General features: G+C 59.0%; 19 protein-coding genes, 1 tRNA gene and 3 pseudogenes. 11 read left to right on the top strand and 12 right to left on the bottom strand.

Going from position 1 to position 25,163, the window contains the following annotated elements; genetic code table 11:
- Positions 1–20 precede the first annotated feature (20 nt).
- On the bottom strand, positions 21–1,238 hold the full coding sequence (locus ACQ4MY_RS05820) for an MFS transporter (protein ID WP_440094324.1): 1,218 nt from the start codon (positions 1,236–1,238) through the stop codon (positions 21–23).
- Positions 1,239–1,741: 503 nt separating this feature from the next.
- Between ACQ4MY_RS05820 and ACQ4MY_RS05815 the strand changes: the two genes are divergently transcribed.
- Positions 1,742–3,799 (top strand): methyl-accepting chemotaxis protein, encoded by a 2,058-nt coding sequence (locus ACQ4MY_RS05815; RefSeq protein WP_440094322.1) that lies wholly within the window; start codon positions 1,742–1,744, stop codon positions 3,797–3,799.
- On the opposite strand, the gene ACQ4MY_RS05810 is transcribed toward ACQ4MY_RS05815, so the two are convergent.
- Entirely contained in the window at positions 3,792–4,694 is a 903-nt protein-coding gene (locus ACQ4MY_RS05810) for a LysR substrate-binding domain-containing protein (RefSeq protein ID WP_440094321.1), read from the bottom strand. The genes ACQ4MY_RS05815 and ACQ4MY_RS05810 overlap by 8 nt on opposite strands.
- A gap of 226 nt (positions 4,695–4,920) precedes the next feature.
- Here ACQ4MY_RS05810 and ACQ4MY_RS05805 point away from each other — a divergent pair, with 226 nt between their 5' ends.
- From ACQ4MY_RS05805 to ACQ4MY_RS05780, 6 genes are all read left to right on the top strand, one after another.
- Complete coding sequence (locus ACQ4MY_RS05805; protein ID WP_440094319.1) at positions 4,921–6,039, top strand: ABC transporter ATP-binding protein; 1,119 nt, start codon at positions 4,921–4,923, stop codon at positions 6,037–6,039.
- A gap of 15 nt (positions 6,040–6,054) precedes the next feature.
- Positions 6,055–6,975 carry an ABC transporter permease gene (locus ACQ4MY_RS05800; protein ID WP_008079565.1) on the top strand — a complete coding sequence of 307 codons (921 nt, stop codon included), beginning with the start codon at positions 6,055–6,057 and terminating at the stop codon, positions 6,973–6,975.
- Positions 6,975–7,781 (top strand): ABC transporter permease, encoded by an 807-nt coding sequence (locus ACQ4MY_RS05795; RefSeq protein ID WP_008079566.1) that lies wholly within the window; start codon positions 6,975–6,977, stop codon positions 7,779–7,781. Before ACQ4MY_RS05800 ends, ACQ4MY_RS05795 begins: the two co-directional genes overlap by 1 nt.
- Before the next feature lie 27 nt (positions 7,782–7,808).
- Positions 7,809–8,855 (top strand): ABC transporter substrate-binding protein, encoded by a 1,047-nt coding sequence (locus ACQ4MY_RS05790; RefSeq protein WP_440094317.1) that lies wholly within the window; start codon positions 7,809–7,811, stop codon positions 8,853–8,855.
- 60 nt (positions 8,856–8,915) lie between these two features.
- The gene (locus ACQ4MY_RS05785; protein ID WP_440094315.1) at positions 8,916–10,370 is read left to right on the top strand and encodes an amidase; all 1,455 of its coding nucleotides are present in this window, start codon (positions 8,916–8,918) and stop codon (positions 10,368–10,370) included.
- An 86-nt stretch (positions 10,371–10,456) separates the two neighbouring features.
- Positions 10,457–10,533: transfer RNA gene (locus tag ACQ4MY_RS05780), tRNA-Met, on the top strand.
- Between the two features lie 73 nt (positions 10,534–10,606).
- Here the strand turns inward: ACQ4MY_RS05780 and ACQ4MY_RS05775 are convergent.
- Both ACQ4MY_RS05775 and ACQ4MY_RS05770 read right to left on the bottom strand, forming a co-directional pair.
- On the bottom strand, positions 10,607–10,996 hold the full coding sequence (locus tag ACQ4MY_RS05775; protein ID WP_440094313.1) for a helix-turn-helix domain-containing protein: 390 nt from the start codon (positions 10,994–10,996) through the stop codon (positions 10,607–10,609).
- Between the two features lie 190 nt (positions 10,997–11,186).
- Positions 11,187–11,489 (bottom strand): annotated as a pseudogene (locus ACQ4MY_RS05770) (DUF2817 domain-containing protein); the annotation flags it as partial.
- Between the two features lie 569 nt (positions 11,490–12,058).
- On the opposite strand from ACQ4MY_RS05770, the gene ACQ4MY_RS05765 reads away from it, so the two are divergent.
- Genes ACQ4MY_RS05765 through ACQ4MY_RS05755 form a run of 3 tightly spaced genes read left to right on the top strand, consistent with a single transcriptional unit; the run spans position 12,059 to position 16,179 of the window.
- A complete protein-coding gene (locus ACQ4MY_RS05765) occupies positions 12,059–13,477 on the top strand; it encodes a hypothetical protein (protein ID WP_440094311.1) in 1,419 nt (472 codons plus the stop codon).
- Entirely contained in the window at positions 13,417–14,973 is a 1,557-nt protein-coding gene (locus tag ACQ4MY_RS05760) for an aldehyde dehydrogenase family protein (RefSeq protein WP_440094310.1), read from the top strand. The genes ACQ4MY_RS05765 and ACQ4MY_RS05760 overlap by 61 nt, the downstream gene beginning before the upstream one ends.
- Before the next feature lie 48 nt (positions 14,974–15,021).
- Positions 15,022–16,179: an MFS transporter gene (locus ACQ4MY_RS05755; protein WP_440094308.1), complete on the top strand. Its 1,158-nt coding sequence runs from the start codon at positions 15,022–15,024 to the stop codon at positions 16,177–16,179.
- Between the two features lie 211 nt (positions 16,180–16,390).
- On the opposite strand, the gene ACQ4MY_RS05750 is transcribed toward ACQ4MY_RS05755, so the two are convergent.
- Positions 16,391–17,491, bottom strand: coding sequence for a DUF2817 domain-containing protein (locus ACQ4MY_RS05750; protein WP_440094306.1), 1,101 nt, complete (start codon positions 17,489–17,491; stop codon positions 16,391–16,393).
- A gap of 269 nt (positions 17,492–17,760) precedes the next feature.
- Here ACQ4MY_RS05750 and ggt point away from each other — a divergent pair, with 269 nt between their 5' ends.
- A complete protein-coding gene (gene ggt, locus ACQ4MY_RS05745) occupies positions 17,761–19,593 on the top strand; it encodes a gamma-glutamyltransferase (protein WP_440094304.1) in 1,833 nt (610 codons plus the stop codon).
- A gap of 136 nt (positions 19,594–19,729) precedes the next feature.
- On the opposite strand, the gene ACQ4MY_RS05740 is transcribed toward ggt, so the two are convergent.
- From ACQ4MY_RS05740 to ACQ4MY_RS05710, 7 genes and pseudogenes are all read right to left on the bottom strand, one after another.
- Entirely contained in the window at positions 19,730–20,362 is a 633-nt protein-coding gene (locus tag ACQ4MY_RS05740) for a LysE family translocator (RefSeq protein ID WP_440094302.1), read from the bottom strand.
- Positions 20,363–20,443: 81 nt separating this feature from the next.
- Positions 20,444–20,665 (bottom strand): helix-turn-helix domain-containing protein, encoded by a 222-nt coding sequence (locus ACQ4MY_RS05735; protein WP_008079575.1) that lies wholly within the window; start codon positions 20,663–20,665, stop codon positions 20,444–20,446.
- Between the two features lie 7 nt (positions 20,666–20,672).
- Positions 20,673–21,233: a DUF2975 domain-containing protein gene (locus tag ACQ4MY_RS05730; RefSeq protein WP_440094300.1), complete on the bottom strand. Its 561-nt coding sequence runs from the start codon at positions 21,231–21,233 to the stop codon at positions 20,673–20,675.
- 92 nt (positions 21,234–21,325) lie between these two features.
- Positions 21,326–21,937: a flavin reductase family protein gene (locus ACQ4MY_RS05725; RefSeq protein ID WP_008079577.1), complete on the bottom strand. Its 612-nt coding sequence runs from the start codon at positions 21,935–21,937 to the stop codon at positions 21,326–21,328.
- A gap of 179 nt (positions 21,938–22,116) precedes the next feature.
- Positions 22,117–22,554: pseudogene (locus tag ACQ4MY_RS05720) on the bottom strand (methyl-accepting chemotaxis protein); the annotation flags it as partial.
- Positions 22,555–22,656: 102 nt separating this feature from the next.
- Positions 22,657–23,343: pseudogene (locus tag ACQ4MY_RS05715) on the bottom strand (PAS domain-containing protein); the annotation flags it as partial.
- 206 nt (positions 23,344–23,549) lie between these two features.
- Complete coding sequence (locus ACQ4MY_RS05710; protein ID WP_440094298.1) at positions 23,550–24,863, bottom strand: MFS transporter; 1,314 nt, start codon at positions 24,861–24,863, stop codon at positions 23,550–23,552.
- Between the last annotated feature and the right edge of the window lie 300 nt (positions 24,864–25,163).

The raw sequence follows: 25,163 nt of genomic DNA, 5'->3' as shown, positions 1-25,163 counted from the left end.
CTACAATGGTCATGTGTGAATCAGGCCCTTTTGGTACGCGGCAAGAAGATCGCCAACACGCCAAACAACGGCAGGAACGAACACAGGAAATACACGTACTCAATCCCGTGCACATCCGCCAGATGCCCCAGCAACGCCGCGCCAATCCCGCCAAAACCAAACATTAGACCGAAGAAGATTCCGGCAATCATCCCGACATTCCCCGGCACCAGTTCCTGCGCATACACCACAATCGCCGAGAACGCCGACGCCAGAATGAAGCCGATCACCACGCTGAGGACAGTCGTCCAGAACAGATCAACGTGAGGCATCAGCAGCGTGAACGGCGCCACGCCGAGGATCGAGAACCAGATCACCGCCTTACGCCCGATCTTGTCGCCAATCGGCCCGCCGAAGAAGGTCCCCGCCGCTACCGCACCGAGGAACAGGAACAGGTGCAGTTGCGAACTCGCCACCGACAGGTCGAACTTCTCGATCAGGTAGAACGTGAAGTAACTGGTCAGGCTGGCCATGTAGAAATACTTCGAAAACACCAATAGCCCCAGCACCACCAACGCACTGGTCACCCTGCCCTTCGACAGCCCGTGAGTTGCCGCCTGGCCGGCCTTGAGTTTGAACAGGTTCAGGTGATGGGCGTACCAGCGACTGATGCGGTACATCACGAACAGCGCAAATACCGCGAACAAGCCGAACCACGCCACGTTGCCCTGACCGAACGGAATGATGATCGCCGCCGCCAGCAGCGGACCGAACGCGGAACCGGCATTCCCGCCGACCTGGAAGGTCGATTGCGCCAGACCAAAACGTCCACCGGAAGCCAGCCGCGCAATCCGCGAGGCCTCGGGGTGGAACGTCGAGGAGCCGATGCCGATCAGCGCCGCCGCCAGCAGAATCAACGGAAAACTGCCGACCATCGACATCATCACGATGCCGATCAACGTGCAGATAGAACCGGCCGGCAGTAGCCATGGTTTCGGATGCCGATCAGTGTGATAGCCAACCCACGGCTGCAACAGCGAGGCCGTCAACTGGAAGGTCAAGGTGATCAGGCCGACCTGAGTAAAACTCAGATCGTATTTGGCCTTGAGCATCGGGTAGATCGACGGCAGTACCGACTGGATCAAGTCGTTGATCAAATGCGCCAGCGCCACCGCGCCGATGATGCGCATCACCAATGGACTGCTTTGCGGAGCAGCGGGCGCCGAGGCAGCGGCGGTCTGAGCGTTGCTGATAGCCATGAGAATTTCCGGACAACAGATGGGTGCGCACAGGCAGGTGCGTCAATGTGCCATTTTTCAGTGCGCGAGCGCCATCCCCTTAGCCAGCTAACTAACCAACTAAACCTGACCAACTGACCAACTGACTGACCAACTGACTGACCAACTGACCAACTGACTGACTGACTGACTGACTGACTGACTGACATGAATTATGTAGGAGCTGCCGAAGGCTGCGATCTTTTGATCTTGATCTTGAAAACAAAGATCAACAGATCGCAGCCTTCGGCAGCTCCTACATGGGATGAGTGATAGCGCAACGCCATGGTCTGAATCTTGCCTTGTTTCATCTCTTGAACGCGGCGCCCTTACAAAGGGCACCGACAATGGGAAGTTTCGCTACAGAGCCGGCCTACAGAGCGGGCGAGAGTGAACTTTCGAGGCCTTTTAGCAGGGCACAACATCCAGGTCGCACGACCGCGATGCACGCCATTGGTGCGTGGTGTCCAGAGGAGTCATGGGGCATGCAGGCTTTCCTTTCACCGGGGATCAAATTGCTGGGGCGGTTTGGCTTCGCAGGTAAATTCCAGTTGTTGTTTCTGCTGTTCATTCTGCCGTTGGCCGGCAGTCTGCTGATGATCGGCCAGGACTATCGCGACAAGCTCAATCTGATTTCCGGCGAACGTGCCGGCGTGCGCCAGTTGCTGGCGCTGGATGCGCTGGACAACCTGCTCGCCGCCCAACGTGATCGCGCCGCCCGTTGGCGCGCCACGGAAACCAATCGCCAGCCGACGCCCGCTACCCTCGCCGCCATGGGCGCATTCGACACGGTGCAACCGGCAGTTGTGCAAGCCACCACGGACTTGGGTAACGCCCTGAAAAACGAAGGTGCCGAAGACGAAACCCTCAGCCGCTATCAGGCGCTGCAAACCGCTCTGAATGGTCTGGATTCGAAAAGCCTCAGCAGCGTCGGCTGGTGGCCAGACGGTTACGACCGTTTCACCAACGCCCTCAGCGCTCTGCAGGCGTTGCGCGAACAGATCGTCATGGACAATCGCCTGACCCTCGCACCCTGGCTGGAAACCTATCTGCTCACGCAGATTTCCACGCAACACGCGCCGGACCTGATCGAACGGGTCGGCCGCCTCGCCGCCGTCGGTCAAGCCTCGGTCGTCTCCGGCCAATTCACCCTGCAAAGCCGTCTGCAATTACGCGACTTGCGCAGCCGCATCGGCGATGCCCGCGAACAACTGGTGAAAACCGCCACGCTGCTCGAAGCACGCTTGCCGAAAGATCAACAGAGCTGGGCCAGCCAATACCACGACAGCCTGAAACGTCTCGACAGCGGCCTGAAGGTGCTCGACGACGGCGTGTTCGGCGGCAGCATCACGCTCAAACCGGACGACTTCGAGCGCAACCTCGATGCCCTGCTGACCGATCTCGCCGCCCTGCGCCAGCAATCACTGGTGTCGCTGGATCAACGACTCGACGCCTATCACGGCTCGGCGATCCGTCAGTTCATCATCGTCGCGGCGATCTTCGGCTGCCTGCTGCTCGCGGCGCTGTATCTGTTCATCTGCCTGCAAGCTTCGATTCGCCGCAGCGCCAGCGGCATCACCCTGCTCGCCGAAGCTCTGCGCGACGGCAACCTGAGCCTGCAAGTGCCGGTGGTGGGCCGCGATGAGTTGGCGGCGATCAGCACTGCGCTCAACGTTGCCGTGGTGCAACTGCGCACGAGCATGCTCGGCGTCGATCACGAGACCTCGCAGTTAAGCCATGCCGTGCGCAGCCTCAACGAGCACTCCAGCGGCGCCCTCGGCGAAGTCGAAGCGCAACAGTTGCAGATCAGCCAGATCGCCGCAGCCGCCACGCAATTGGCCGCCACCTCGCAAGGCGTGGCGCAAAGCTGTGAGCAGGCCTCAGGCAGCGCTCAGCACACCCAGCGCATCGCTGCTGACAGCAGCCGCGACAGCCAACGCACCACGGCGAGTATTCAGCAGCTCAATCAACGCTTGAACGACACCGCAGCGGCACTCGGTCGAGTCAGCGAGCAAGGCCAGCAGATTCAATTGGTGGTCGACACTATTCGCGGCGTTGCCGAGCAAACCAATCTACTCGCGCTCAACGCGGCCATTGAAGCTGCGCGTGCCGGTGAGCAGGGTCGCGGTTTCGCCGTGGTCGCCGACGAAGTGCGCAGCCTGTCGCAACGCACGCAATCATCCACCGCGCAGATCGCCGGCACGGTCGACAGCTTGCGCGCCACGGTCAACGAAGCGGTGAGCTTGATGGAAGCGGCGTGCGGCCAGGCGCAAACCGATGCCGAGTCGGTCACCGGTCTCGGTGAACGCCTGGGCGAAATCGCCAGCGCCGTGCAGAGCGTCACCGATACCCTGGCGCAGATCGCCACAGCCGTTGAAGAACAAGCGAGTACCGCCGATGAGGTCAGCGGCAATATCCAGCAGGTCGATCAGGCCGCCGTACGTTTGCTGGAAGGCGCACGCGCAGTGAATCTTGCCGCAGACACCCTCAGCCAAGGCAGCAAGGCGCTAAGCGACAACACCGCACGCTTCCGCCTCAGTTGATCACAGCCTCGGGGAAGTCCGTTTCCAGTTCAGCCTTGAGCCATTGAATAAACCACGCCACATCCGCCGAGAGTTCGGCGGACGGCGTCAGCACTCGATAGCTCTCAAGCTTCACCTCAGCATCGACCGCACGCACCAGTTTGCCGCTGGCCAGTTCATGACGCACCAGCACCTCGTTGGCCAGCGCGATCCCCTGCCCGCTCTCGGCCACGGACAGCGCGTGATCGTTGTTGACGTAGAGCATGTCAGAATTGAGATGGATATCGAGGTCGTGCGCGGCGAACCACAGGTTCCACCACTCGCCGTCATCGACGTGGATCAGATCGTTTCTGACCAGGTCAGCGGGACTGCTGATCGGGGCGATGCTGGCCAGATACGCCGGTGTGCAGATCGGGAATACCCGTGGGCAAATCAGCGCTTCCCGTGAGTCCGCGTATTGCCCATCGAGGCCGTAAACGATGCCCAGATCGGCGCTCTTGCCGTCCACTTCGGTGAAGGTCGAATTGGGCTCGATCGCCAGTTTCAATCCCGGGCGCAAATGCCGCAGCGCTTCGATCCGAGGCATCAACCAGCGCTTGGCGAAACCCGGCACCACCATGATCCGCAGCCAGCGCTCAGCATCTTTCGGCCGGGCTTCCTTGCCCGCTTCAATGATCAACTGCAAAGCGGCGCTGATCTTGCGGTGGTACTTGTCCCCCGCCGGGGTTAGGTTGACCCCGCGCGAAGTGCGCTCGAACAATTGAATGCCCAACCAGTCCTCGAGCAATTTCACGTGGCGGCCAATCGCAGGCTGGGTCACGTGCAGGGCTTTCGAGGCTTCGACGTAGCTGCCCAAACGCGCAGCGGCATCAAAGGCACGCACCGCGTTGAGCGGTGGCAAACGGTGGTCGGGCATGATTCCTGGCACCTTCGACTGTTAAATTAACTAACACCTGCCATGTTTAAATTGAAGTGTCGCGCCGCGCAACCCCTGGCTGATAATCGAGCCACAGCAAAACAAAAAAACAGCTGGTTTCACACCCGAACGCAATCTCGATCCTGCCCAAAAAAATAATATCCATGGCCCGACGGCAACGCTTTGCAAAGCGAGTCGCAGGCGATGGGGGAATCGGAGGTAACGCATGAATGCCCTGCATTCGCTGCAAACGCTGGCGGTCTCGATCCGCTCAGTGCGCAAGGTTTACGGTGATCCGCAGACCGGTCCGGTGGCGCTGAAAAGCATCGACCTGGACATCCGCGACAACGAATTCTTCACCCTTCTCGGCCCTTCCGGCTGCGGCAAGACCACGCTGCTGCGGATGATCGCCGGTTTCGAATTTCCCACCGAAGGCGAGATTCTTCTCTACGGCGAAAACATCGCTGATCGCCCGCCGTTCCAACGTCCGGTCAACACGGTGTTCCAGCATTACGCGCTGTTCCCGCACATGACCATCGCCGAGAACCTGGCATTCGGCCTCGAATCACAGCCGATGGGCAAAGTCCTCACCAAGGCGCAAATCGCCGAGCGTGTGCGCGAGATGCTGGCGCTGGTGCAGATGGAGCGCTTCGCCAATCGCAAACCGGCGCAGCTGTCGGGCGGTCAGCAACAACGTGTCGCCCTCGCCCGCGCTTTGGCACCGCATCCGAAAGTGCTGTTGCTCGATGAGCCGCTGTCGGCACTCGATCTCAAGCTGCGTCAGGCGATGCGCGAAGAGTTGAAAACCATCCAGGCCAAGACCGGCATCACCTTCATCTTCGTCACCCACGACCAGGAAGAAGCGCTGACCATGTCCGACCGCATCGCCGTATTGTCCGAAGGCGAAGTGCAGCAGGTCGGTCGGCCTGAAGATATCTACGAACGCCCGCGTAATCGCTTCGTCGCCGACTTCATCGGCGAAACCAATTTCATCGAAGGCACCGTCACTCGCGTTGAGGACGGGAAGGCGTGGTTCGCCGGGCCTGCCGGGCATCCGCTGCCCGCGCAACCGTGCAGCGATGTGCAGGTCGGCGCCAACGTCAGCCTGTCGGTACGACCTGAGCGTCTGCATCTGGTGCCAGCGGCTACCGAAACCGCGCTGCCGTGCCGGATCGAAGCGCAGATCTATCTCGGCACTGATCTGCAATATCAGGTCAGCCTCAGCGACGGTTCGCGCCTCACCGTGCGTACGCCCAATTGCGTCGACCAAAGCCTGCGCTTTGCGGTCGGCTCCCAGGCCGGTTTGCTGTTCGACCAGGGCAGCGCCAGCGTCCTGCACGATTGAGCCGGAGGAATTGCCATGCACGCCTTACCGATTGCCAACACGCTGGAGCGGCGCAAAGCCTTCCAGAGTTTCCTCGGGGTCAGCCCGGCGCTGATCGCTATCTGTTTGTTTCTGGTGGTGCCGATTCTCATCGTCATCGGCTATTCGCTGATGGAGGCCAACCCCTACGGCGGGGTCAATAAAGTCTTCAGCAGTGACGCCTACACCTCGCTGCTGTTCGAGCGCCAACTGGACGACAGCCTCGCCTTTGCCGACTCGTATTTGCTCATCGCCCTGCGCTCGATCGGCATTGCCGGGCTGACCACGATCATCACATTGCTGATCGGTTTTCCGGTCGCCGTGTGGCTGGCGATGCAGCCGGCGCATCGTCGCGGCTTGCTGATCTTTCTGATCACCGTGCCGTTCTGGGCCAACCTGCTGATCCGCACTTACGCGTGGATTCTGCTGCTGCGTAACACCGGAGTGATCAACAACAGCCTGATGGGCATGGGCGTTATCCACGAACCATTGCAGTTGTTGTACACCGACGGCGCGGTGCTGCTGGGGCTGGTTTACACCTATGCGCCGTTCGTGGTGTTGCCGATTTACGCGACGCTGGAAAAGATGGATATCCGCCTGCTCGAAGCCGCGCAGGATCTCTATGCCGGGCGCATCCGCACCTTGCGCAAAGTCGTCTTGCCGATCGCCAAACCGGGAATTCTCGCCGGCGCCATCCTCACCTTCGTGCCGTGTCTGGGCGCGATGATCGCCCCGGAACTGCTCGGTGGCGGCACGCGGATGATGCTCGGCAACCTGATTTTCCGGCAGTTCAGCGATGCGCGTAACTGGCCGTTTGGCGCGGCGTTGTCGCTGGTGCTGATGGCCGCAGTGATGCTGGTGCTGACCGTTTATGCCTTGCGCGCTGAGCGCCAGCGCATCGCCAAAGGAGGTGCGTAATGATCGGCCTATTCAAACGCAAAGGGCTGGGTGTGCAGGACTTCCCCGGCTTCGGCGGCTTCAGTTTTCTGTTCTATCTGTACCTCTACGCGCCGATCGTGGTGTTGGTGGTGTTCTCCTTCAATGCCAACCAATCGGCGACGGTGTGGACCGGTTTCAGCCTCGATTGGTATCGCGCCGCGTTCGCCAATCAGGCCTTGCGCCAGGCCGCCGGCAACAGCCTGTTGATCGCCGTCTGCGCAAGCATGATCGCCACGGCGATTGCCACCCTCGCTGCCCTCGGCACCTCGCGCGGCGCCAAGTTCAAGGGTCTGCAATTGTCGATGGGCGCGATCATGTTGCCGCTGGTGTTGCCGGAAATTGTCGTTGGTGTAGCGACGCTGGCGCTGTTCTCCACCATCGGTCTGTCGCTGGGTTACGGCAACCTGATCATCGCGCACACGGTGTTCTGCATTCCCTTCGCCTACCTGCCGATTCGCGCAAGATTGAACGACATGGACCTGTCGCTGGAACAAGCCTCGGCCGATCTCTATGCCGGCCCGTGGCGCACCTTTCGCAAGGTCACTCTGCCGCTGCTGATGCCGGGGATTTTCTCCGGGCTGATGCTGGCCTTCATCGTCTCGCTGGATAACTTCGTCATCTCGATGATGGTCTCGCAGGCCGGCACGACAACCCTGCCGATCTTCATTTTCGGCCTGCTGCGCATGGGCGTGACACCCGACGTCAACGCCGTGTCGACGCTGATCCTCGGCGTCTCGGTGCTGTTCGTCAGCCTCTCTTACCTGTTGGGCAAAAAGAACGCCTGAACCTTCTACGACCTGTGGGGAAATATCATGAGCAAGTGGATAAAAAGCGTTGGCACTTCGTTGTTCCTGACTGTGCCGCTGGCGATGACGGGCAGCGTTCAGGCCGCCGAGAAACTCAACGTGGTGAGCTGGAGCGGCTACTTTTCGCCGGAGATTCTCGCCAAGTTCCAGAAGCAGACCGGTATCGAAGTCACCGTCGATTCCTACGATTCCAACGAGACGCTGCTGGCGAAATTGAAACAGGGTGGCGCCGGTTATGACGTGGCGATTCCGTCGCACCAGTTCGTGCCGATTCTGATCAAGGAAAACCTGCTGGAACGCTTCGACCCGGTCAAAGAGCCCTACTACGCCAGCGTTGTGGATAACTTGAAAAAACCGAGTTGGGACCCGGAGGGCGCGTATTCGGTGCCGTTCATTTGGGGCACCACCAGCGTCGTCCTCGACAGCGCGCGCTACAAAGGCGCGGCCGACAGCTACAAGGTTTTGTATGAGCCGCCAGCCGAGCTGCAGGGGCGCATCAACATGTTCGACTCGGTCAGCGACATGGTCGACATGGCTAGCCTGTACCTGAACATTCCGCTGTGCAGCGAAGACCCGAAACAGATGCAGCAGGTGCTGACGCTGCTCAAGGCGCAGAAGCCATTCGTGAAAACCTACAGCTCCAAGGCCGGCTCGATTCGCGAGAATCTCGCCTCGGGTGAAATCGATATGTCGATGTTCTGGGGTGGTTCATCGATGCGTGCTCGCGAGATGAAACCGACACTGAAATACCTCTACCCGAAAGAAGGCGTGCTGGCCTGGGTCGACAACATGGTCATCCCTGCCGGCAGCAAAAATCCGGCGAATGCCAAGGCGTTTATCGCCTTCCTCAGTCAGCCGGAAAACTCGGCGATGACGCAGAACTTCCTCAAGCACCAGAGCCCGATCAAAGGCGTCGAACCGTTCCTCGACGCAGCGCTCAAGGACGCGCCGGAATTGCACATTCCCGAGGGCACCAACGTGGTGTTCAGCAAGACCTGCGGTGAAGGCGCGATCCGCCTCGCTGACCGTCTCTGGACCAACCTGATGCGTTGATCGCTACCGCCCCGTCGCACTGGCGGGGCGTTTTTCCAGCCGTCTGAAAGGCCGCTTGCAATGAACTCTAATAACATCAGCGAACTGGTCCTGTTGCAGGCTCACGAGCTCGCCGACCGCATTCGCCTGCGCCAGGTTTCCTGCCGGGAAGTGATGCAGACTTACCTTGCCCATATCGAACGTTTCAACCCGCTGGTCAATGCGTTGATCAGCCTGCAATCACCGGAACATCTGCTGGCTCAGGCCGACGAACGCGATGCCGAACTGGCGCGTGGCGAATACCGGGGCTGGATGCATGGCCTGCCCCATGCGATCAAGGATCTGTCGCTGACCCAGGGCATCCGCACCACGCTGGGTTCGCCGTTGTACAAAAACTTTGTGCCTGAGCGCGACGGCATCATGGTCGAGCGGATCAAGGCTGCTGGGGCGATCATTATCGGCAAGACCAACACCCCAGAATTCGGCCTCGGTTCGCAGAGTTACAACCCGTTGTTTGGCGCCACCGCGTGCGCGTACGACCCGAGCAAGACGGCGGGCGGCAGTAGCGGTGGCGCGGCGGCCGCGCTGGCGATGCATCTGGTGCCCGTCGCGGATGGCAGCGACATGATGGGTTCGCTGCGTAATCCGGCGGCGTTCAACAACATTTTTGGTTTTCGCCCGTCGCAGGGACGTGTGCCGTTCGATGACAGTGCCGATCTGTTTTTTGATCAGCTCGGTTACGAAGGGCCGATGGCGCGCAGTGTGAAAGATGCGGCGTTGCTGTTGTCGGTGCAGGCTGGCGGTGATGCGCGGGCGCCGCTGTCCATCGCTGAATCCGGTGAGGCGTTTGCCGCTCCGCTGGGGCGTGACTTCAAAAGCACGCGGTTGGGTTGGCTGGGCGATTTCGGTGGGTATCTGCCGATGGAGCAAGGCGTGCTCTCGCTGTGTGAGAAGACCTTTGCCGACTTTGAGAGCCTCGGCTGCCACGTTGAGTCCGTTCTGCCGGATTTCGCGCCTGAGCGGCTGTGGAGCAGTTGGCGGACGTTGCGGCACTGGATGGTCGCGGGGTCTTTGGGCGCGACGTATGCCGATCCACAGAAGCGTACATTGTTGAAGCCGGAAGCGATTTGGGAAGTGGAAAACGGCCTGAAGCTGTCGGCCAGCGAAGTGTTCGCCGCCTCAGTGGTTCGCAGCGATTGGTATCGGGCGATTTCTCGGCTGTTCGAAAAGTACGATTACCTGCTATTGCCCAGCGCCCAAGTGTTCCCGTTCGATAAAACCCAGCCTTGGCCGACGTCGATTGAGGGCGTGGCGATGGACACGTATCACCGCTGGATGGAAGTCGTGATTCCCGGCACTTTGTCGGGTTGCCCGGTTGCGAACGTCCAGGCGGGGTTCAATGCGGACGGTTTGCCGATGGGGTTGCAGATCATCGGCAAGCACCAGGCCGACTTCGCTGTCCTGCAATTGGCGCACGCTTATGAACAGGCCAGCCGCTGGTTCCAACGCTGCCCTTCGCCGCTGCTCAGCCGGTGATTTTGATAAACGGTTGAAAGCGTAGAAAAAATTTTTAAATTTACGCTTGACGCTTTTCCATTTCAGGGGAATAATGCGCGCCACTTGGCTACATAGCTCAGTTGGTTAGAGCATAGCATTCATAATGCTGGGGTCCGGGGTTCAAGTCCCTGTGTAGCCACCAAGTACTAAAAACGGCTTACCGAAAGGTAGGCCGTTTTTTTATGTCTCGAGAAAAGTCGAAGTGATCTGTCACTTCAAACATCCTTCTCTTCGCTCGCTTTGGTCGCTGCCTGTGCGATCAGGGCGTCGAGCATCTGCGCAATGACCTTCTGTTGAACCTTCGAAAGCTCATTGATGGACTGCAGGCGTCGATACCATGTCGAGGTCAAGCTGCGTCTGGGCGTCTCCGTGTACGAAGGCACCCCAAGCAGGTCCTCAACAGGCACGCGAAGCGCAAATGCCATCTTCACCAGTGTCGTGACCGGCATGCTGCGCGTGCCCTCCTCGTAGCCCTGAAAGGTTTGCCGGGAAAGACCTAAGGCCCGTGCAAACCGCGTCTGTGTGATCTCGTGCACTGTGCGTAAGTGAGCAATGCGACTGCCCAGCGCCACCAGAAAATCGCGATCCTCATTGGAAATACTCATGACAATGGCCGACTGAAAATAGAGTTGATTGGCAACGGACTCATCCTTTTCATCTGAAATCCATCCTGGAAAAACAACAGAAAACATCCTCAGGTAAAGGCGCGTAAGTTGTCGACCTGAAAGGTTTGTAGGAGAAATGCAGAACAACCGCTAGGTCGGGGGCGAGGTACTACAGGCGCGAAATGCCTTTTCAGCAAGCCGCCGCCGACAACCCTTTCGCCCAGATTTGTCGAGTGCGCAAACCGACCATCTCGCACCACTCCGGATCAGCCGGATAGAACTGCTCCAGCAGATTCAACTTGATCGCCCTCCCCGTCGCATCCGGCGGATTGCCATGCAGATGCAGCCACTGGTCATCGCGCAAATAACGATGCACATCCGGCCCAGGATACGTCCCGCACTCGATCACCAACGGCATTAACTGCACGTCCGGTAAAGCATTGAGCAACGCCTGTGAGGTGTACCCGGTAGCCGTCGCTGCCACTCCGGTTTCGCGTCAGGCAATCGGACGCACTCTCCAGAGCAGAATGAACCCTTGTGGTTTTGTCTGGTGGGGTTAATGTCCGGGGGATTGATTTCTGATGAGCCGCTGACGTAGGCTGTTTCCGTTGATCGTGTCAGTCATTTCTCAAGGTTGAGTCGGATGACGGCACACATCAGTACCAGATCAGGAGCTTCATTTTTACAAGGGTTGGTAGGCGTTTTGTTGCCTGCCTGTAATCGAACACGGCGAACGCGTAGGTAGAAGCGTTTGCGAATATCTGGTTATTGATACTCTCATGTTCCCTTCCTTATTGAGCCCACATCGACTCATCGCGCATGTCCGCCCGGATATCGCCCTTTTCGATAGCCATGTTGCGAACAGTCGTCGTCGCAGCATTTTGTTTGCCTTTACTTTCTCTCCTCCCCCCCAAAAACGCTAAGTCGTTATTGAACCTATTGCCTTCCTGATAACTGGCCGGGTGCCTTGGCCTGCCTGTCAGCGATTGCCTGAGCCTTTTTAACGGGACGTCCACTTGGGTGGGGCGGGTCTTTTGATGCATCTAACAGGGAGTTCACTGCATGTGGTGGAAGAGTCTTGCTCGGCAAATTCAGGAAAGAACTGCCGATAACAATGGGGTCGTCGCGTTCGGCGCAGGTTTCGGACCCTCCGGGCTTCCCCATATCGGAACGTTGTGTGAGGTGTTGCGCGTCAGCATCGTAAAAACCGCCTTCGAGAAAATATCCAGCAAGGAAACCCGGCTGTTTATTGTTTCCGACGATCTGGACGCGCTGCGAAAAGTACCCGGAACATTCCCTCAGCCGCAGCTCCTGCAAAGTAGTCTGGGGCTACCGTTGTGCGATATTCCCGACCCATTTGAACAGGCGGGCAGTCTGTCGGCAGGCATTAACGCTCGACTTGATCAGGCACTGATGCCCTATGCGCTCGACTATCAGTTGATTGAAAACAGTGCGCTCTATCGATCCGGTTACTACAACTCGACCATCAAGCAGTTTCTCTCTCGAATGGAGGCGATCAATCAGGTCGTGGCCTCACGTCTGGGAATTACCCGTAGAAAGAGCTACAGCATGTTCATGCCCGTTTCGCGCTTTTCAGGGCGGATCATCGAGCATCTGGTGGTTCGGCATGTGGATGTGCAGCACGGGGAAATTGTCTATCAGATCCCGCCAGACCTGCTGATCAACCGGCCAGGCGAGGAATACAGCATTACGTCACAGGAGTACTACGCCGACGAGCCGATTGGCGAAGACATCACCACCTCAGTGTTGGATGGTCACTGCAAGTTGCAATGGAAGGCCGATTGGGCAATGCGCCTGATTCACCGCAATATTGCTTTTGAAATGCATGGCGAAGACCTGACCGACTCGGCGAATACGGTGCGCGATATCTGCCAGGTATTGGATGTGCGAGCTCCGATCCTGATGAAGTACGGGCTGTTTACCGACATCGCCGGCAAAAAAATATCCAAAAGCAAAGGCAATGGCTTTTCTCTGGAGCAAGTGAGCAAATACATGCCCGAGGGGGCGTTGCAGCATTTCATGTTCAACAACCCTTATCGCACCACGCGCTTCCACCCTCAGGTGTCGATCAAGGCCTATGACCATTACCGGGCTGACCATGCGCGCATGGTCGAGGGCGACGATGACAATCCCGTCGGTTATTTCCATCGCCCACCGCGCCATGGCAAGCGTCGCACCACCTATCAGCGGATGCTGAACATCTTTACTGCCTGCCATCCAGAAAACATTGATGCGGCTTACCACTACCTGCTCCAGCACGACAAAACCCGACAGGACATCGTGGCGGATGACGGCTTCACCGATGTGGTCCAGAAAGCATTTACCTATTACCAGGAACGAGTTGCCCACTTTTCCTGCCACGGATGCTCAACAAGAACGGGGAGTCGGTGCTCTATCGGATGTCGGAGCAGTTCAAACAACTGGCGGTCCACCCAGGACCGGTTACTCGCGAACAGATAACGCAAATCTTCGATCAGGTTGGCGTCGCCAGTCACGGCGATGCTTACCGGATGCTTTACGCCTGTCTGTTCGGCGAGGAAAGCGGGCCGCGACTCCACGGGTACGTCAATCGTCTGGGTGTTCAGGCTTTTAGTGCGCAACTCGAATCACGGATCAAACAGGCAACTCAATACAGGGAAAGTGAAACCATGAGCGAAGTGCAGTTCAATCAAGCCACCACCGAGTTGTCCGAAGTTCCGCGCCCGATGGCCACGATTGAAAGGCCACCAGAGGCCCGGCAAGTGCTGGAAGCCATCGATTTCGAAGAGGTCAAAGCCCGTGCCGCAGCGTTTGCACAGCATCTTCGAAGCAACAGTGAGGCAATTGCCGAGAGCCTTTCGGGGTTCGAATGCTACAACGTGGCGGTGGATGAGATTGAGCGGTGTGTCGAATTTCTTGAGTGCCTGGCGCTTAACAGCCCTTTCTTTGAACGCCGGGTGCGTTGCGTGACCAGTTACTTGCCGCTCAACCAGCCGATCTATGCCACGACGTGTTTTGGCATTATTCCTTCATTGCTGGCCGATTCAGCCTGGCTTCGACCACCGACGGCGATGCACTCGCACTACAGGAAGTTGCTGGAGTCGTTGCAGCTGGAGCGCTTCTTTCCGAACCTGAATGTCTCTTTTGCCGACAAAGAAACGTTCGTCAGCCAGACCGCTGCGATGTCCGATGTGGTTATTTTTACCGGCACGCCGGAAAACGCGACCAAAGTCAGAAAGTCCTACCTCAAGCGCACCTTGTTCATCCTCAACGGGGCGGGCCATAACCCACTGGTGGTGTCGGCAGATGCATCAATCGACACCGCGATCGAAAGTGCGCTGCGGGTGGTGTTGTACAACCAGGGACAGGATTGCGCCGGTCCCAACAGCATCCTGGTGCATCGCCAGGTCTACGGTGAGTTCATCCGTCGGCTGCGCGAAGAGCTGGTCAAGTGCGAGGACTATGTGGGCGATTACGCACGCAAAGAGAACATCGTCGGCCCCAATAGCGACCCTGACCATACGTTGAAAGTGGTGAAGATGTTCAAGGAGTATCGCGAACACTGTACGTATGGCGGCGAGATCAATCCGATCAGCGGGTTGATACGTCCAACCGTGTTCGAGCGGCCATTGTCGCTGGGCGGCAACTACAAAGAGTTTTTTGCCCCCGTGTTCTTCGTTCAACCTTATGCAGATGACAGCGAGCTGGCGGGCTACTTCGAACATCCGCTCTATGCCCCCAATTCCATGTACGTATCGTTGTTTGGCAGCAGTGGCTACATCGACGAGCTGGTAGCGTCAGGCAAACATGCCGCGGAGACTGTGCTGAACAACACCGACCTGCATGTCGTGGAGAAGGGCTACAACCCTTACGGCGGGTATGGGGTCGCGGCGTCCTGCCTGTATGTGAACGGCGTGCGAATTGCCAAACCGACGTTGCCTCAACGGGATATCCACGAGCATCTCGTGGCGGTTTGAGCGTGCGCGGGCCAGCTATCGATGGGCAGTGAGCCTGAGGTGTGATGAATGAATAGATTATTGTTGGCGGCGCTGGTACTCGGCGTTTCCATTGTCGGGTTATGTATCGGTTCGACCGTGCCAGTGGTTGCGTTGCGCCTGTACCAGGCGGGAGCGTCGGCTGTGCATATCGGCGTGATGTCGGCACTGCCCGCAGCCGGAATGATGCTGTCGGCCTTTCTGGTGGACTGGATCTGCCAGCGGCTGAGCCGTCGACATATTTATTTGGGATGTTTCGCCCTGTCGACCCTGAGCGTGGCCGCCGTCGAGTTCTTCGCCTCGACGGTGTACGCCCTGGCACTGGCCAGGTTTGCGATGGGGCTCGCGGCGGGGGTGATCATTATTCTGGGGGAGTCCTGGGTGAATGAAATCGCCGAGGACCATTACAGAGGCCGGGTTGTCGCGATCTACACCACCTGCTTTACGGTGTTCCAGCTACTGGGGCCCGGGATGGTGGCCCTCTTCGGCACTGCTGGCCCCCAGGTGATCAGTGTGGTGATTGGCGGACATCTATTGGCGCTAGGGATGATCTGGTTCACCTTGCCCAGGCAAAAGGAGCATCACGGGCATTCGGAAAGCAAGACGTTCTCGGTGCTGGGCTTCATTCAAGTGGCGCCGGCGCTGTGTATGGGCATCATTTTCTTCTCGTTTTTCGATAGCGTGATCCTCTCGATGTTTCCGGTTTACGCTGCCGATCACGGCTATGCGATCAAATTCGCTGCGCTCATGGTGACGGTGATTCTGCTCGGTGACGCGGCCTTCCAGTTCCCACTGGGCTGGCTCTCGGACAACGTTGCCAGGCCGATTGTCTATTTGGGGTGCGGTGTGCTTTCTCTGGCCATCGGTGTCTGCTTGCCGTGGTTGATGAACTATCCCCTCTTGCTCTGGCCAAGCCTTGTGGTACTCGGCGCCGTTGCTGGCGGCGTTTATACCCTGGCGATCATTCTGATCGGCGAAGGGTTCAAGGGCCCCGACCTGGTCACCGCGAATGCCAGCGCCGGTTTTTTATGGGGGGTCGGCAGTTTGCTCGGGCCCTTGGTCAGCAGCGCAGCGATGACAACCAGCGCCCACGGCCTGCCGTTAGCGCTGTCTGCTGCGGCGGCGCTGTTTGTGTTGTTCGCGTTGCCGCTGTTCAGAAGGACGGTCAGGGTGAAAGCGTTGCGATAAAAAACGCTGAGGCCGGGGAGTTTTTCTTCGGCGCCGTCGGTTTTTTCGACGTTTTACACGTACTGAAAACGGCTTACCGCAAGGCAGGCCGTTTTTTTATGCCCGTTGTGGCGAGGGCGATTTATCCTCGATGGGGCACGAGATGACCTTTTTACCGGATGAACATTGGGGCCGCTTCGCAGCCCATCGGGGATAAATCCCCTCGCCACTATTAGTCAGCCAGTGCCGCCAGACCTTTGGCCCAGATCTGCCGGGTGCGCAAACCGACCATCGCGCGCCAGTCAGGATCGGCTGGATAAAACTGTTCGAGCAGATTCAGCTTGATCGCCCTCCCCGTTGCATCCAGTGGATCGCCGTGCAGATGCAGCCAATGGTCATCACGCAAATGCCGGTGCACGTCCGCGCCCGGATAGGTCCCGCACTCGATCACGAACGGCATCAACTGCACATCCGGTAAAACATTGAGCAACGCTTGCGAGGTGTATCCGGTAGCCGTCGCTGCCACTCCGGTTTCGCTCAACGTGTCGGCGCCGGTGTGCAGGGTGTAGAGCCATGGGCCGTAAATTGCCTGAGCTTGCGCGAGTGCCGGGTAAGGTGCCTGCGTAATCGTCAGCAACATCGGATGACCGTATTCGCCGGCGCCGGTGTGCAGGTCGAAACACATCACGGTTTCAGCGCCAGCCAGGTGCGCCTCGATGATTTGATGCAAGGTGCGATTCGACCAGCTCGGCGCGCGGCCACCGTAAAACAGTCCGTCGGGATGACTGTGTTGACCGCCCTCGACAATCGACATTACCGCTGGCCAGCCGTGTTCGTTGATTTGCGCATCGAGCATGGCATCCGCGAGTTGACGCTCGGCGCCGTTCAGTTCGGTGCAGGCGTAGATTTCATGCAGTGCGGCGTACGCGCGGTTGTCCGGCAGCGGCACGGTGAAATCCAGGTGATTGCGGTTGAGGTCGATGTTGTCTTCGTTGACCCGGCGCAGCCATGCGGTGCCCCATGGATTGATCAGATGCACCATGACCACCGCGACATCCTTGGGCAGGGAGCCAGGGATGAAATCTTTCAGCCAATCGATTTGGCAGTCGGAACCGTAATACCCCTCCACGCCGTGAGTACCGCTGAGCGCTACCAATCGGCGTTTGGCCTGTGGATCACCGAGCACAGCGACGTCGGTGCTCAACGGTTCGCCAAATGGCCCACAGCGCGGATGTGCGTAGGAGGTGAGCGTGGCGCCGGCGGCGTTGGCGGCGGCCAGGAACTGTTCGCGTTGATTGCGGTAAGTGGAGTCGGTGGGGAACTCGCTGTGCATTCTTGGCCTCTTGTGATTTTTATGGTTTGACCTCTGTAGGCCTTCGCCTGCTCGCGATAGCGTCATCACATCCAACATCATTGCTGACTGACCCACCGCTATCGCGAGCAGGCGAAGGCCTACAGGGGGACGTGTGCGGTCAGTCAATTGACGCTGACCCTAGCGAACATCCGCCCCGAAAAGAAAGACAAAAATGCCCACCGGTTTGCGTCGCGACCGAGCGGTCGATAAAGTCCCTCAGACTTTTAATCCACGGACGGAGAGCCCGCGTGTTTTCAGCCTTGCCCTTGAAGCGCTTTCGCCTGCCTGCCCTGACACTGATCATCAGCGCCCTGACCCTCACCGCCTGCAACGCCCCGCCCTCCTCGACTTTGCCGCTGGCACCGGAAGCCGCGTCCGGTTTCCGTACCGATCTGCAAACCCGTCACGCCAGCAAACACATGGCAGCGGCTGCCAATCCATTGGCCGCTGAAGCAGGTCGCGAGATGCTGCGTCAGGGCGGTTCGGCGATTGATGCGGCGATTGCGATGCAAGCGGTGCTGACGCTGGTTGAGCCGCAATCCTCCGGCATCGGTGGCGGCGCGATGATCGTGTTGTGGGACGGTAAACAGGTGCGCACCTATGACGGCCGCGAAACCGCACCGGCCAGTGCTACCGAGAAACTCTTTCTGCGCCCTGACGGCAAACCGATGTCGTTCCCACAGGCACAGATCGGCGGTCGCTCAGTCGGTACGCCGGGTGTATTGCGTGCACTTGAGCTGGCGCACAAACAACACGGTCGCCTGCCTTGGGCGAAGCTGTTTGAACCGGCGATCAAACTGTCGGAGCAAGGCTTTGCGATTTCGCCGCGTTTGCACTCGCTGCTGGAATCAGACCCGGTGATCCGCCATTCGCCCGACATGGCCAAGTATTTCCTCAACGCTGATGGCAGCGTCAAAGCCGTCGGCTCGCGCTTGCAGAATCCACCGTTGGCCGCCGTGCTCAAACGCATCGCCAATGAAGGTGCCGATGCGTTGTACAAAGGCCCGATCGCTGAAGAAATCGTCGCCAAAGTGCAGGGCCATGCCAACCCCGGCAGCCTGTCGCTGAACGATCTTCAGCACTATCAAGCCAAAGAACGCGCGCCGCTGTGCACCGATTACAAACGCTGGCAGGTCTGCGGCATGCCGCCACCGTCGTCGGGCGGCATCGCGGTGGCGCAGATTCTCGGCACCTTGCAGGCGCTGGAAACCCGCGATCCGCGCTTGTCACTCACCCCACTGAAACCGGTGAAAACTGACAAACCCGCCGGCATCGAACCCGCGCCACAAGCGGTGCACCTGATCGCCGAAGCTGAACGTCAGGCCTACGCCGACCGTGCGCAATACGTGGCCGATACTGACTTCGTTCCTGTACCAGTGAAAGGCCTGGTCGACCCGGGTTATCTGGCCAGCCGCGCCAGCCTGATCGGCGAGCGCAGCATGGGCACCGCTAAACCTGGCACACCGCCGGGTGTGCAGGTGGCCTACGCGCCCGACCGTTCGCCACTGCGTATCTCGACGTCACAAGTGGTCGCGGTGGATGACCTCGGCGGTGCCGTGTCGATGACCACCACCATCGAAGCAGCGTTCGGTTCGCACCTGATGGTTCAGGGTTTTCTGCTCAACAACCAGATGACCGACTTCTCCTTTATCCCTGAAGAGAACGGCCAAAAAGTCGCCAACCGCGTCGAACCCGGCAAACGCCCACGCTCGTCGATGGCTCCCACGCTTATCTTCGATCGCAACAGCGGCGAATTCCTCGCCAGCGTCGGCTCACCGGGCGGCTCGCAGATCATCGAATACGTGGCAAAAACCACCATCGGCCTGCTCGACTGGAACCTCGACCCACAAAGCGCCATCAGCCTGCCCAACTTCGGCAGCCGCAATGGCCCGACCGAACTGGAGCAAGGCCAGTTCAGCCCGATGCTGATTCAAGCACTGAAAGACAAGGGACATGCCGTGAACGAAATCGACATGACCAGCGGCACTCAGGCCATCGTGCGGGTCAAGGATGCGCAGGGCAAAGCAACGCTCGAAGGTGGCGCGGATCCGCGGCGTGAAGGCGAAGCTTTGGGGGATTGAGGATTGTGGCGAGGGAGGTTGCTCCCGCTGGACTGCGCAGCAGGCCCTGCTCCTGGATTTAAGATTGGGGCCGCTTCGCGCCCCGGTGGGAGCAAGCTCCCTCGCCACAAGTTCTGTTCGTTCAGCCTGTTTTCGCTCAACGGCTCGCCACCAAGTGCGCGCCAAACAGCAAGTAGCAGCCACCCGCCAGTCGATCCAGCCACTTACGCGAGCGTTCGTAAATACTCGCCATCCGGCGGCTGGCGAAGAACAGTGCGACGCTGCAATACCAGCTGAATGACAGCGTGGCCATGGTCAGCACCGCCAGCGCCAGCAATAACGGCGGTATGTGTGCCGGCATTGCAGTAGCGAAGATGGTGGCGACAAACAGTGCCGATTTCGGGTTGGTCATGTTGCCGAGAAAGCCCCGGGCATAGGCGCCGCGCAGTGTTTGCTGCGACGCATCCAGCGTACCCGGCGCGGTAGCGGCTTTGCGCTTGAATTGCTTGAGGCCGAGGTAGATCAGGTAGCAGCCACCCGCGATCTTGAAACTGAGGTACAGCGTCGGTGCGGCGCTGAACAACGACTGGATGCCCAGCCCGCCAGCCAAGCCCCAGAGCACCGTGCCGCTGGCCACGCCAAGTGCGGCGACGACGCCATGGCGCCGCGAACGGCTGACGGCCAGTTGCGCGATATTGAAGAAGTTTGGCCCCGGCGTGATCACCGCGACTGTCCACAACAGCGCCAGCGACAGCAGTGGAGCAAAGTAGCTCACAGTTGAGAGATCCATGGGGCATGTGCCTGATTGATTCGACAATGCCCCATACCTTGCAGCATCCCACAGCGTTTTGCCATGGGTTGAACACTGCTTTTAAACAGCAGGTTCGCCATCCGGCACGCGTATCAAAAGGTCGCCGGGTTGGCAGTTCAGGTATTCACAGATGGCGTCCAGAGTTGCCAGACGCAGGCCCTTGACCTTGCCCTGCTTGAGCAACGACAGATTGGCCTCGGTGATGCCGATGGCTGCGGCCAAATCCTTCGATTTGACTTTTCGCAAGGCGAGCATCACATCCAGCTGAATCACGATAGACATGGCGATCTCAAATAAAAGTACGGTTTTCGGAGTCCACTTCGCTGGCTTGCGACAGGATGCGCGCAATGATCGAAATGCAGCCGGCCATGAACAGCGCGACGAAGGTGGAAGCCGTGACGCTCAGGGTCACCATTCGCTCGCCGACCGGTGCGTTTTGCGTAACCCACAGACTGAGCATTGGCTCGCAGAGAAAATCCAGCAGTACCCAAAGGGCCACGGCGCGCCCGACCTTGCCCAGATGACCGGCGGCTTCAGCGGAAAAATACTCACCCGTGGCGTAGCACTGGAAAAGACGGCGCAGCGCTTTCAAACCAAAGGCCAGTGCGATCAGGGGAATACTCGACAGCACGATGGCGCCCAGGGTTTGCCACCACGGAAACACCGCAGCAGCGCTGGTCATGTCCGAGAGCTGGCGTTCGCTCAACGCGAACCCCAGGCCCAGACCGTCCTTGCTGCCCAGCGTCGGGAATAACCAGACTGCGGCGTTGAGTACCAGCATGAGAATGATCAGCAGCAGCGTGATCGTGGCCATGCGACGGCTGAATTGCGCGAGAGAAACGGAAGTCATGGGATGCCTCACAGAATGAATGTGAGACAAACCATAGACGATAAAATTATCGTAAAACAATAATTAATTACTGCAAAACGTTAATTTATATTTCACACAGATGGTTTCGCCTCCAGCACTTTGCCATCCAGCGCATCACCGATGGTGAGGAAATGCCCGCCCGCCACATGGTGCAGCGTGCGCAGTGAATCGTGGCCGTCGAAATGCCAGCGCCCTTCGCTGAATACGCGCGCATCGGCGTGAGCGGCAATCACTTCGGCGAGGAACAGATCGTACTGCTGATGGTTGTGCGGCTCCGGCAGCAGCCGGCATTCAAGCCAGGCAACACAGCCGTCGAGCAGCGGCGCGTCTACGAGATCTCCGGCAAAAGTTTGCAGGCCATACGCTTCGAACTTGTCGTGGCCCTGATTGCCAACCAGATCCAGACCGGAAGTGGTGCCGACGGTTTGCACGATATCGGCCTGTTGTGCGCACGGTACGTTGAGGACGAACGTGCCCGATGCTTCGAGCAACTGCCGCGTCCAGGTCGCTTTATCGAGCACCACGGCAACTTTCGGCGGTTCGAAATCCAGCGGCATCGCCCAGGCGGCGGCCATGATATTGCGCTGGCCGTCATGAGCGGCACTGACCAATACGGTCGGCCCGTGGTTGAGCAACCGGTAGGCTTTGTTGAGGGGAACCGGGCGGCGGTGGGAATCGCTCATGGGGATCTGCTCCGGGGAGAAAAGGAGCCGATTGTAGCGCCAGCACCGAAATATCTGCTGGTGAAAAACCTGCAGGAGCGGCGGAACGCTGCGATCTTTTGATCTTGGACCTCAACATTAAGGTCAAAAGATCGCAGCCTCGTTTTACTCGACAGCTCCTACAGTGATTGGGTGGGGCTTCAGTGCGAGAGTTGGTTGGCGAACTGGCCGACGGCGTTGACGACTTTCTGCGCGCCGTCCTGAATCTCGACGATCACCGTGCCCGCCTCTGCCGCCAGCGCCAGGCCTTGTTCAGCCTGGAGCTTGCCGTCGGTCATCAGCGCCACGGCGTTGCGAGCCATTTCCTGATTCTGTCGCACCACACCAACGATCTCGTCGGTCGCCTGGCTGGTACGTGAGGCCAGTTGGCGTACTTCATCGGCCACTACCGCGAAGCCACGGCCCTGCTCACCGGCCCGCGCGGCTTCGATGGCCGCGTTGAGCGCCAGCAGGTTGGTCTGCTCGGCAATCCCGCTGATGGTTTTGACGATGGTGCCGATCACCAGCGACTGCTCGTTCAGCGCTTCGATGCCTTCCCCGGCGGTTTGCATGTGCCTGGACAAATCGCGCATCACGTTGACCGCTTCGGTCACCACCGTGGTGCCACGCTGGGCGGTGCTGTCGGTTTGCTGCGAGGTGCTGTAGGCAATGTTGGCGGCTTCGGCCACGGCTTGTTCGCGATTGACCTGATCGGTGATCACCGTGGCGAACTTCACCACTTTGTACAGTTTGTCGTTGGCATCGACCACTGGGTTGTAGGACGCTTCCAGCCAGACCGTACGACCATGACTGTCGACTCGCTTGAACCGTTCAGCCACGAATTCGCCATTGTTCAAACGTCGCCAGAAATTCTGGTAATCAACGCTGTTGTACTCCTCCGGCGTGCAAAACATGCGGTGATGTTTGCCCTTGATCTGCGCCAGGCTGTAGCCCATGCCGTTGAGAAAGCGGTCGTTGGCGTTCAGCACATTGCCATTGAGATCGAACTCGATCACTGCCGTGGAACGCACCAGCGCGCCGATCAGGTTTTCATGTTCGCGAGACGCTTCGATGGTGCGGGTCAGGTCACTGGCAAAGATCGAGATGTGCTTGATCCGCCCATCCGAAGAGCGCACCGGCTGCACAATCGAGCGCAGCCACGCCTCTTCACCATTGCCGCGCATCAGGCGGATGGCGCCGGCGAAATGCTCGCCGCGGGTCAGGGCGTTCTTGAAGCGATGATGGAAATCGTCGGACTTCACATGCACCGGTACGATGTCTTCAATCGCCCGACCAATGAGGTCGTGGCTCTTGTAGAGCATCTCGTTGAGGAAGTTCTGGTTGACTGACTGCACCCGGCCATCGGGCTCAAGGTTCAGCACCAGCATCTCGCTTTCCAGGCTTTCCTTCACTTGTACAAGGCTGGAGAGTTCTTCACGAAGAGCGGCCAGCTCTTGCTTCAGGCGTTTGTTGAACATGGCAAGGTACCGATGGGCAGGATAGAAAGCGGGATGCAGCCTAACCATCGGCCTTGGAAAGTTTTTCTGAAGCGCCCTTGCGACCCGTCAGTCAAAAATAATTCGACTGCGCACGATCAGGCCGGGCCCGCCACCTGACACTGTCCCGTACGCGGCATCCGCGCGCCGAAATACGCCGCAGCCAGAATGCCTACCACGCCCATCACCGCGCAGAAAATCACACAGATCCACGGGCTCCACGGCATCAGACCGATCAGCAACAGCGGTGTGAAACTGGCCCAGGCGGCGTAAGCAATGTTGTAGGTGAAGGAAATGCCCGACACACGAATGCGCGCCGGGAACAAACCGACCATCACCGAAGGCACCGCGCCGACAACGCCACAGGCGAGACCGGCAATGGCGTAGGCGATGCCAATCCAGTCGCCGCCGCTGATCAGGCAGCCGTAGAGCACGCCAATGCCCAGCGGCAGCAACAAGCTGTAGAGCATGACCGTACGCCAGGCGCCAATGCGGTCGACCAGCAGCCCGGCGAGCACGCAACCGATATTCAGAAAGACGATGCCCAAGGCGCTGAGGGCGAAGGTGTGGCTGGCGGACATGCCGAAGGTTTTCTGCATCATCGTCGGGGTGATGACCACAAACACCACCACCGCCGAGGTCAGCACGCAGGTCAGCAGCATGGCCGGCAACATCGCCAGCCGATGCTCACGCAGCACCGTGCGCAACGGCAGTTCGACGCGCGCGTCGCGTTGCGCTTCCATGGCCATGAACACCGGGGTTTCGCTCAGCCAGCGACGCAGGTAAACGCCAATCACGCCGAACACACCACCGAGCAGGAACGGATAACGCCAGGCGTAATCGAGGATTTCCGTCGGGGTGAAGACTTGTGCCAGGAACGTCGCGGTCAGCGCGCCGATCAGGTAACCGAAGGTCAGCCCGGCTTGCAGAAAGCCCAACGCATAACCGCGATGGCCGGTCGGCGCATGTTCGGCAACGAACACCCAAGCGCTCGGCACTTCACCGCCCACCGCCGCGCCTTGCAGGATGCGCAGCGCCAGCAACAGCAGCGGCGCGAAATAGCCGATCTGCGCATACGTCGGCATGATCCCGATCAGCAGGCATGGCAGCGCCATCATCAGGATGCTCAGGCTGAAAACTTTCTTGCGCCCGAGTTTATCGGCGAAATGCGCCATCAGAATCCCGCCCAGCGGCCGAGCCAGATAGCCGGTGACGAAGATGCCGAAGCTTTGCAGCAGACGCAGCCACTCGGGCATTTCTGGCGGGAAGAACAGTTGGCTGAGGGTCAGGGCGAAGAATACGAAAATGATGAAATCGTAGATCTCCAGCGCCCCGCCAAGGGCCGCAAGGCCGAGGGTCTTGTAGTCGGAGCGGCTGAACGGCGCGGGTTTGGCCGTGGATTGGGCAGTCATGGCAAAGAACTCTGGATCAGGCAAAAAACCAAGGCGCCCATGGTCTACGCAAACGGGCGGATGGACAACCCGTTAGACCATAGTCCCGGTTTTGCAAAACCTGCTCACAAAGCGTCGGCAGTTGAATTACTGTTGAGACATGGCGACTCCCACGGTCAAACCCCTGTAGGAGTGAGCCTGCTCGCGATGGCGCCAGATCAGTCAATTCACATGTTGAATGAACGGACGCTATCGCGAGCAGGCTCGCTCCTACACAGGTAATGGCTGTTTCATCCGCAACACCACAATAACCATAAAAAT

It is taken from the genome of Pseudomonas sp. SM4, assembly GCF_051913165.1.
Classification (GTDB): Bacteria; Pseudomonadota; Gammaproteobacteria; order Pseudomonadales; family Pseudomonadaceae; genus Aquipseudomonas.
This window is presented reverse-complemented; position numbering and strand designations above follow the sequence as displayed.

Excerpts from the sequence above, each read along its gene's own strand:
- ACQ4MY_RS05785 (WP_440094315.1), top strand. The coding sequence starts at position 8,916 with ATGAACTCTAATAACATCAGCGAACTGGTCCTGTTGCAGGCTCACGAG.
- ACQ4MY_RS05735 (WP_008079575.1), bottom strand. The coding sequence starts at position 20,665 with ATGTCTATCGTGATTCAGCTGGATGTGATGCTCGCCTTGCGAAAAGTC.
- ACQ4MY_RS05755 (WP_440094308.1), top strand. The coding sequence starts at position 15,022 with ATGAATAGATTATTGTTGGCGGCGCTGGTACTCGGCGTTTCCATTGTC.
- ACQ4MY_RS05750 (WP_440094306.1), bottom strand. The coding sequence starts at position 17,491 with ATGCACAGCGAGTTCCCCACCGACTCCACTTACCGCAATCAACGCGAA.
- ACQ4MY_RS05710 (WP_440094298.1), bottom strand. The coding sequence starts at position 24,863 with ATGACTGCCCAATCCACGGCCAAACCCGCGCCGTTCAGCCGCTCCGAC.
- ACQ4MY_RS05730 (WP_440094300.1), bottom strand. The coding sequence starts at position 21,233 with ATGACTTCCGTTTCTCTCGCGCAATTCAGCCGTCGCATGGCCACGATC.
- ACQ4MY_RS05775 (WP_440094313.1), bottom strand. The coding sequence starts at position 10,996 with ATGAGTATTTCCAATGAGGATCGCGATTTTCTGGTGGCGCTGGGCAGT.
- ACQ4MY_RS05810 (WP_440094321.1), bottom strand. The coding sequence starts at position 4,694 with ATGCCCGACCACCGTTTGCCACCGCTCAACGCGGTGCGTGCCTTTGAT.
- ACQ4MY_RS05800 (WP_008079565.1), top strand. The coding sequence starts at position 6,055 with ATGCACGCCTTACCGATTGCCAACACGCTGGAGCGGCGCAAAGCCTTC.
- ACQ4MY_RS05765 (WP_440094311.1), top strand. The coding sequence starts at position 12,059 with ATGTGGTGGAAGAGTCTTGCTCGGCAAATTCAGGAAAGAACTGCCGAT.
- ACQ4MY_RS05820 (WP_440094324.1), bottom strand. The coding sequence starts at position 1,238 with ATGGCTATCAGCAACGCTCAGACCGCCGCTGCCTCGGCGCCCGCTGCT.
- ACQ4MY_RS05790 (WP_440094317.1), top strand. The coding sequence starts at position 7,809 with ATGAGCAAGTGGATAAAAAGCGTTGGCACTTCGTTGTTCCTGACTGTG.
- ACQ4MY_RS05725 (WP_008079577.1), bottom strand. The coding sequence starts at position 21,937 with ATGAGCGATTCCCACCGCCGCCCGGTTCCCCTCAACAAAGCCTACCGG.
- ACQ4MY_RS05805 (WP_440094319.1), top strand. The coding sequence starts at position 4,921 with ATGAATGCCCTGCATTCGCTGCAAACGCTGGCGGTCTCGATCCGCTCA.
- ACQ4MY_RS05740 (WP_440094302.1), bottom strand. The coding sequence starts at position 20,362 with ATGGATCTCTCAACTGTGAGCTACTTTGCTCCACTGCTGTCGCTGGCG.
- ACQ4MY_RS05760 (WP_440094310.1), top strand. The coding sequence starts at position 13,417 with ATGTCGGAGCAGTTCAAACAACTGGCGGTCCACCCAGGACCGGTTACT.
- ACQ4MY_RS05795 (WP_008079566.1), top strand. The coding sequence starts at position 6,975 with ATGATCGGCCTATTCAAACGCAAAGGGCTGGGTGTGCAGGACTTCCCC.
- ACQ4MY_RS05815 (WP_440094322.1), top strand. The coding sequence starts at position 1,742 with ATGCAGGCTTTCCTTTCACCGGGGATCAAATTGCTGGGGCGGTTTGGC.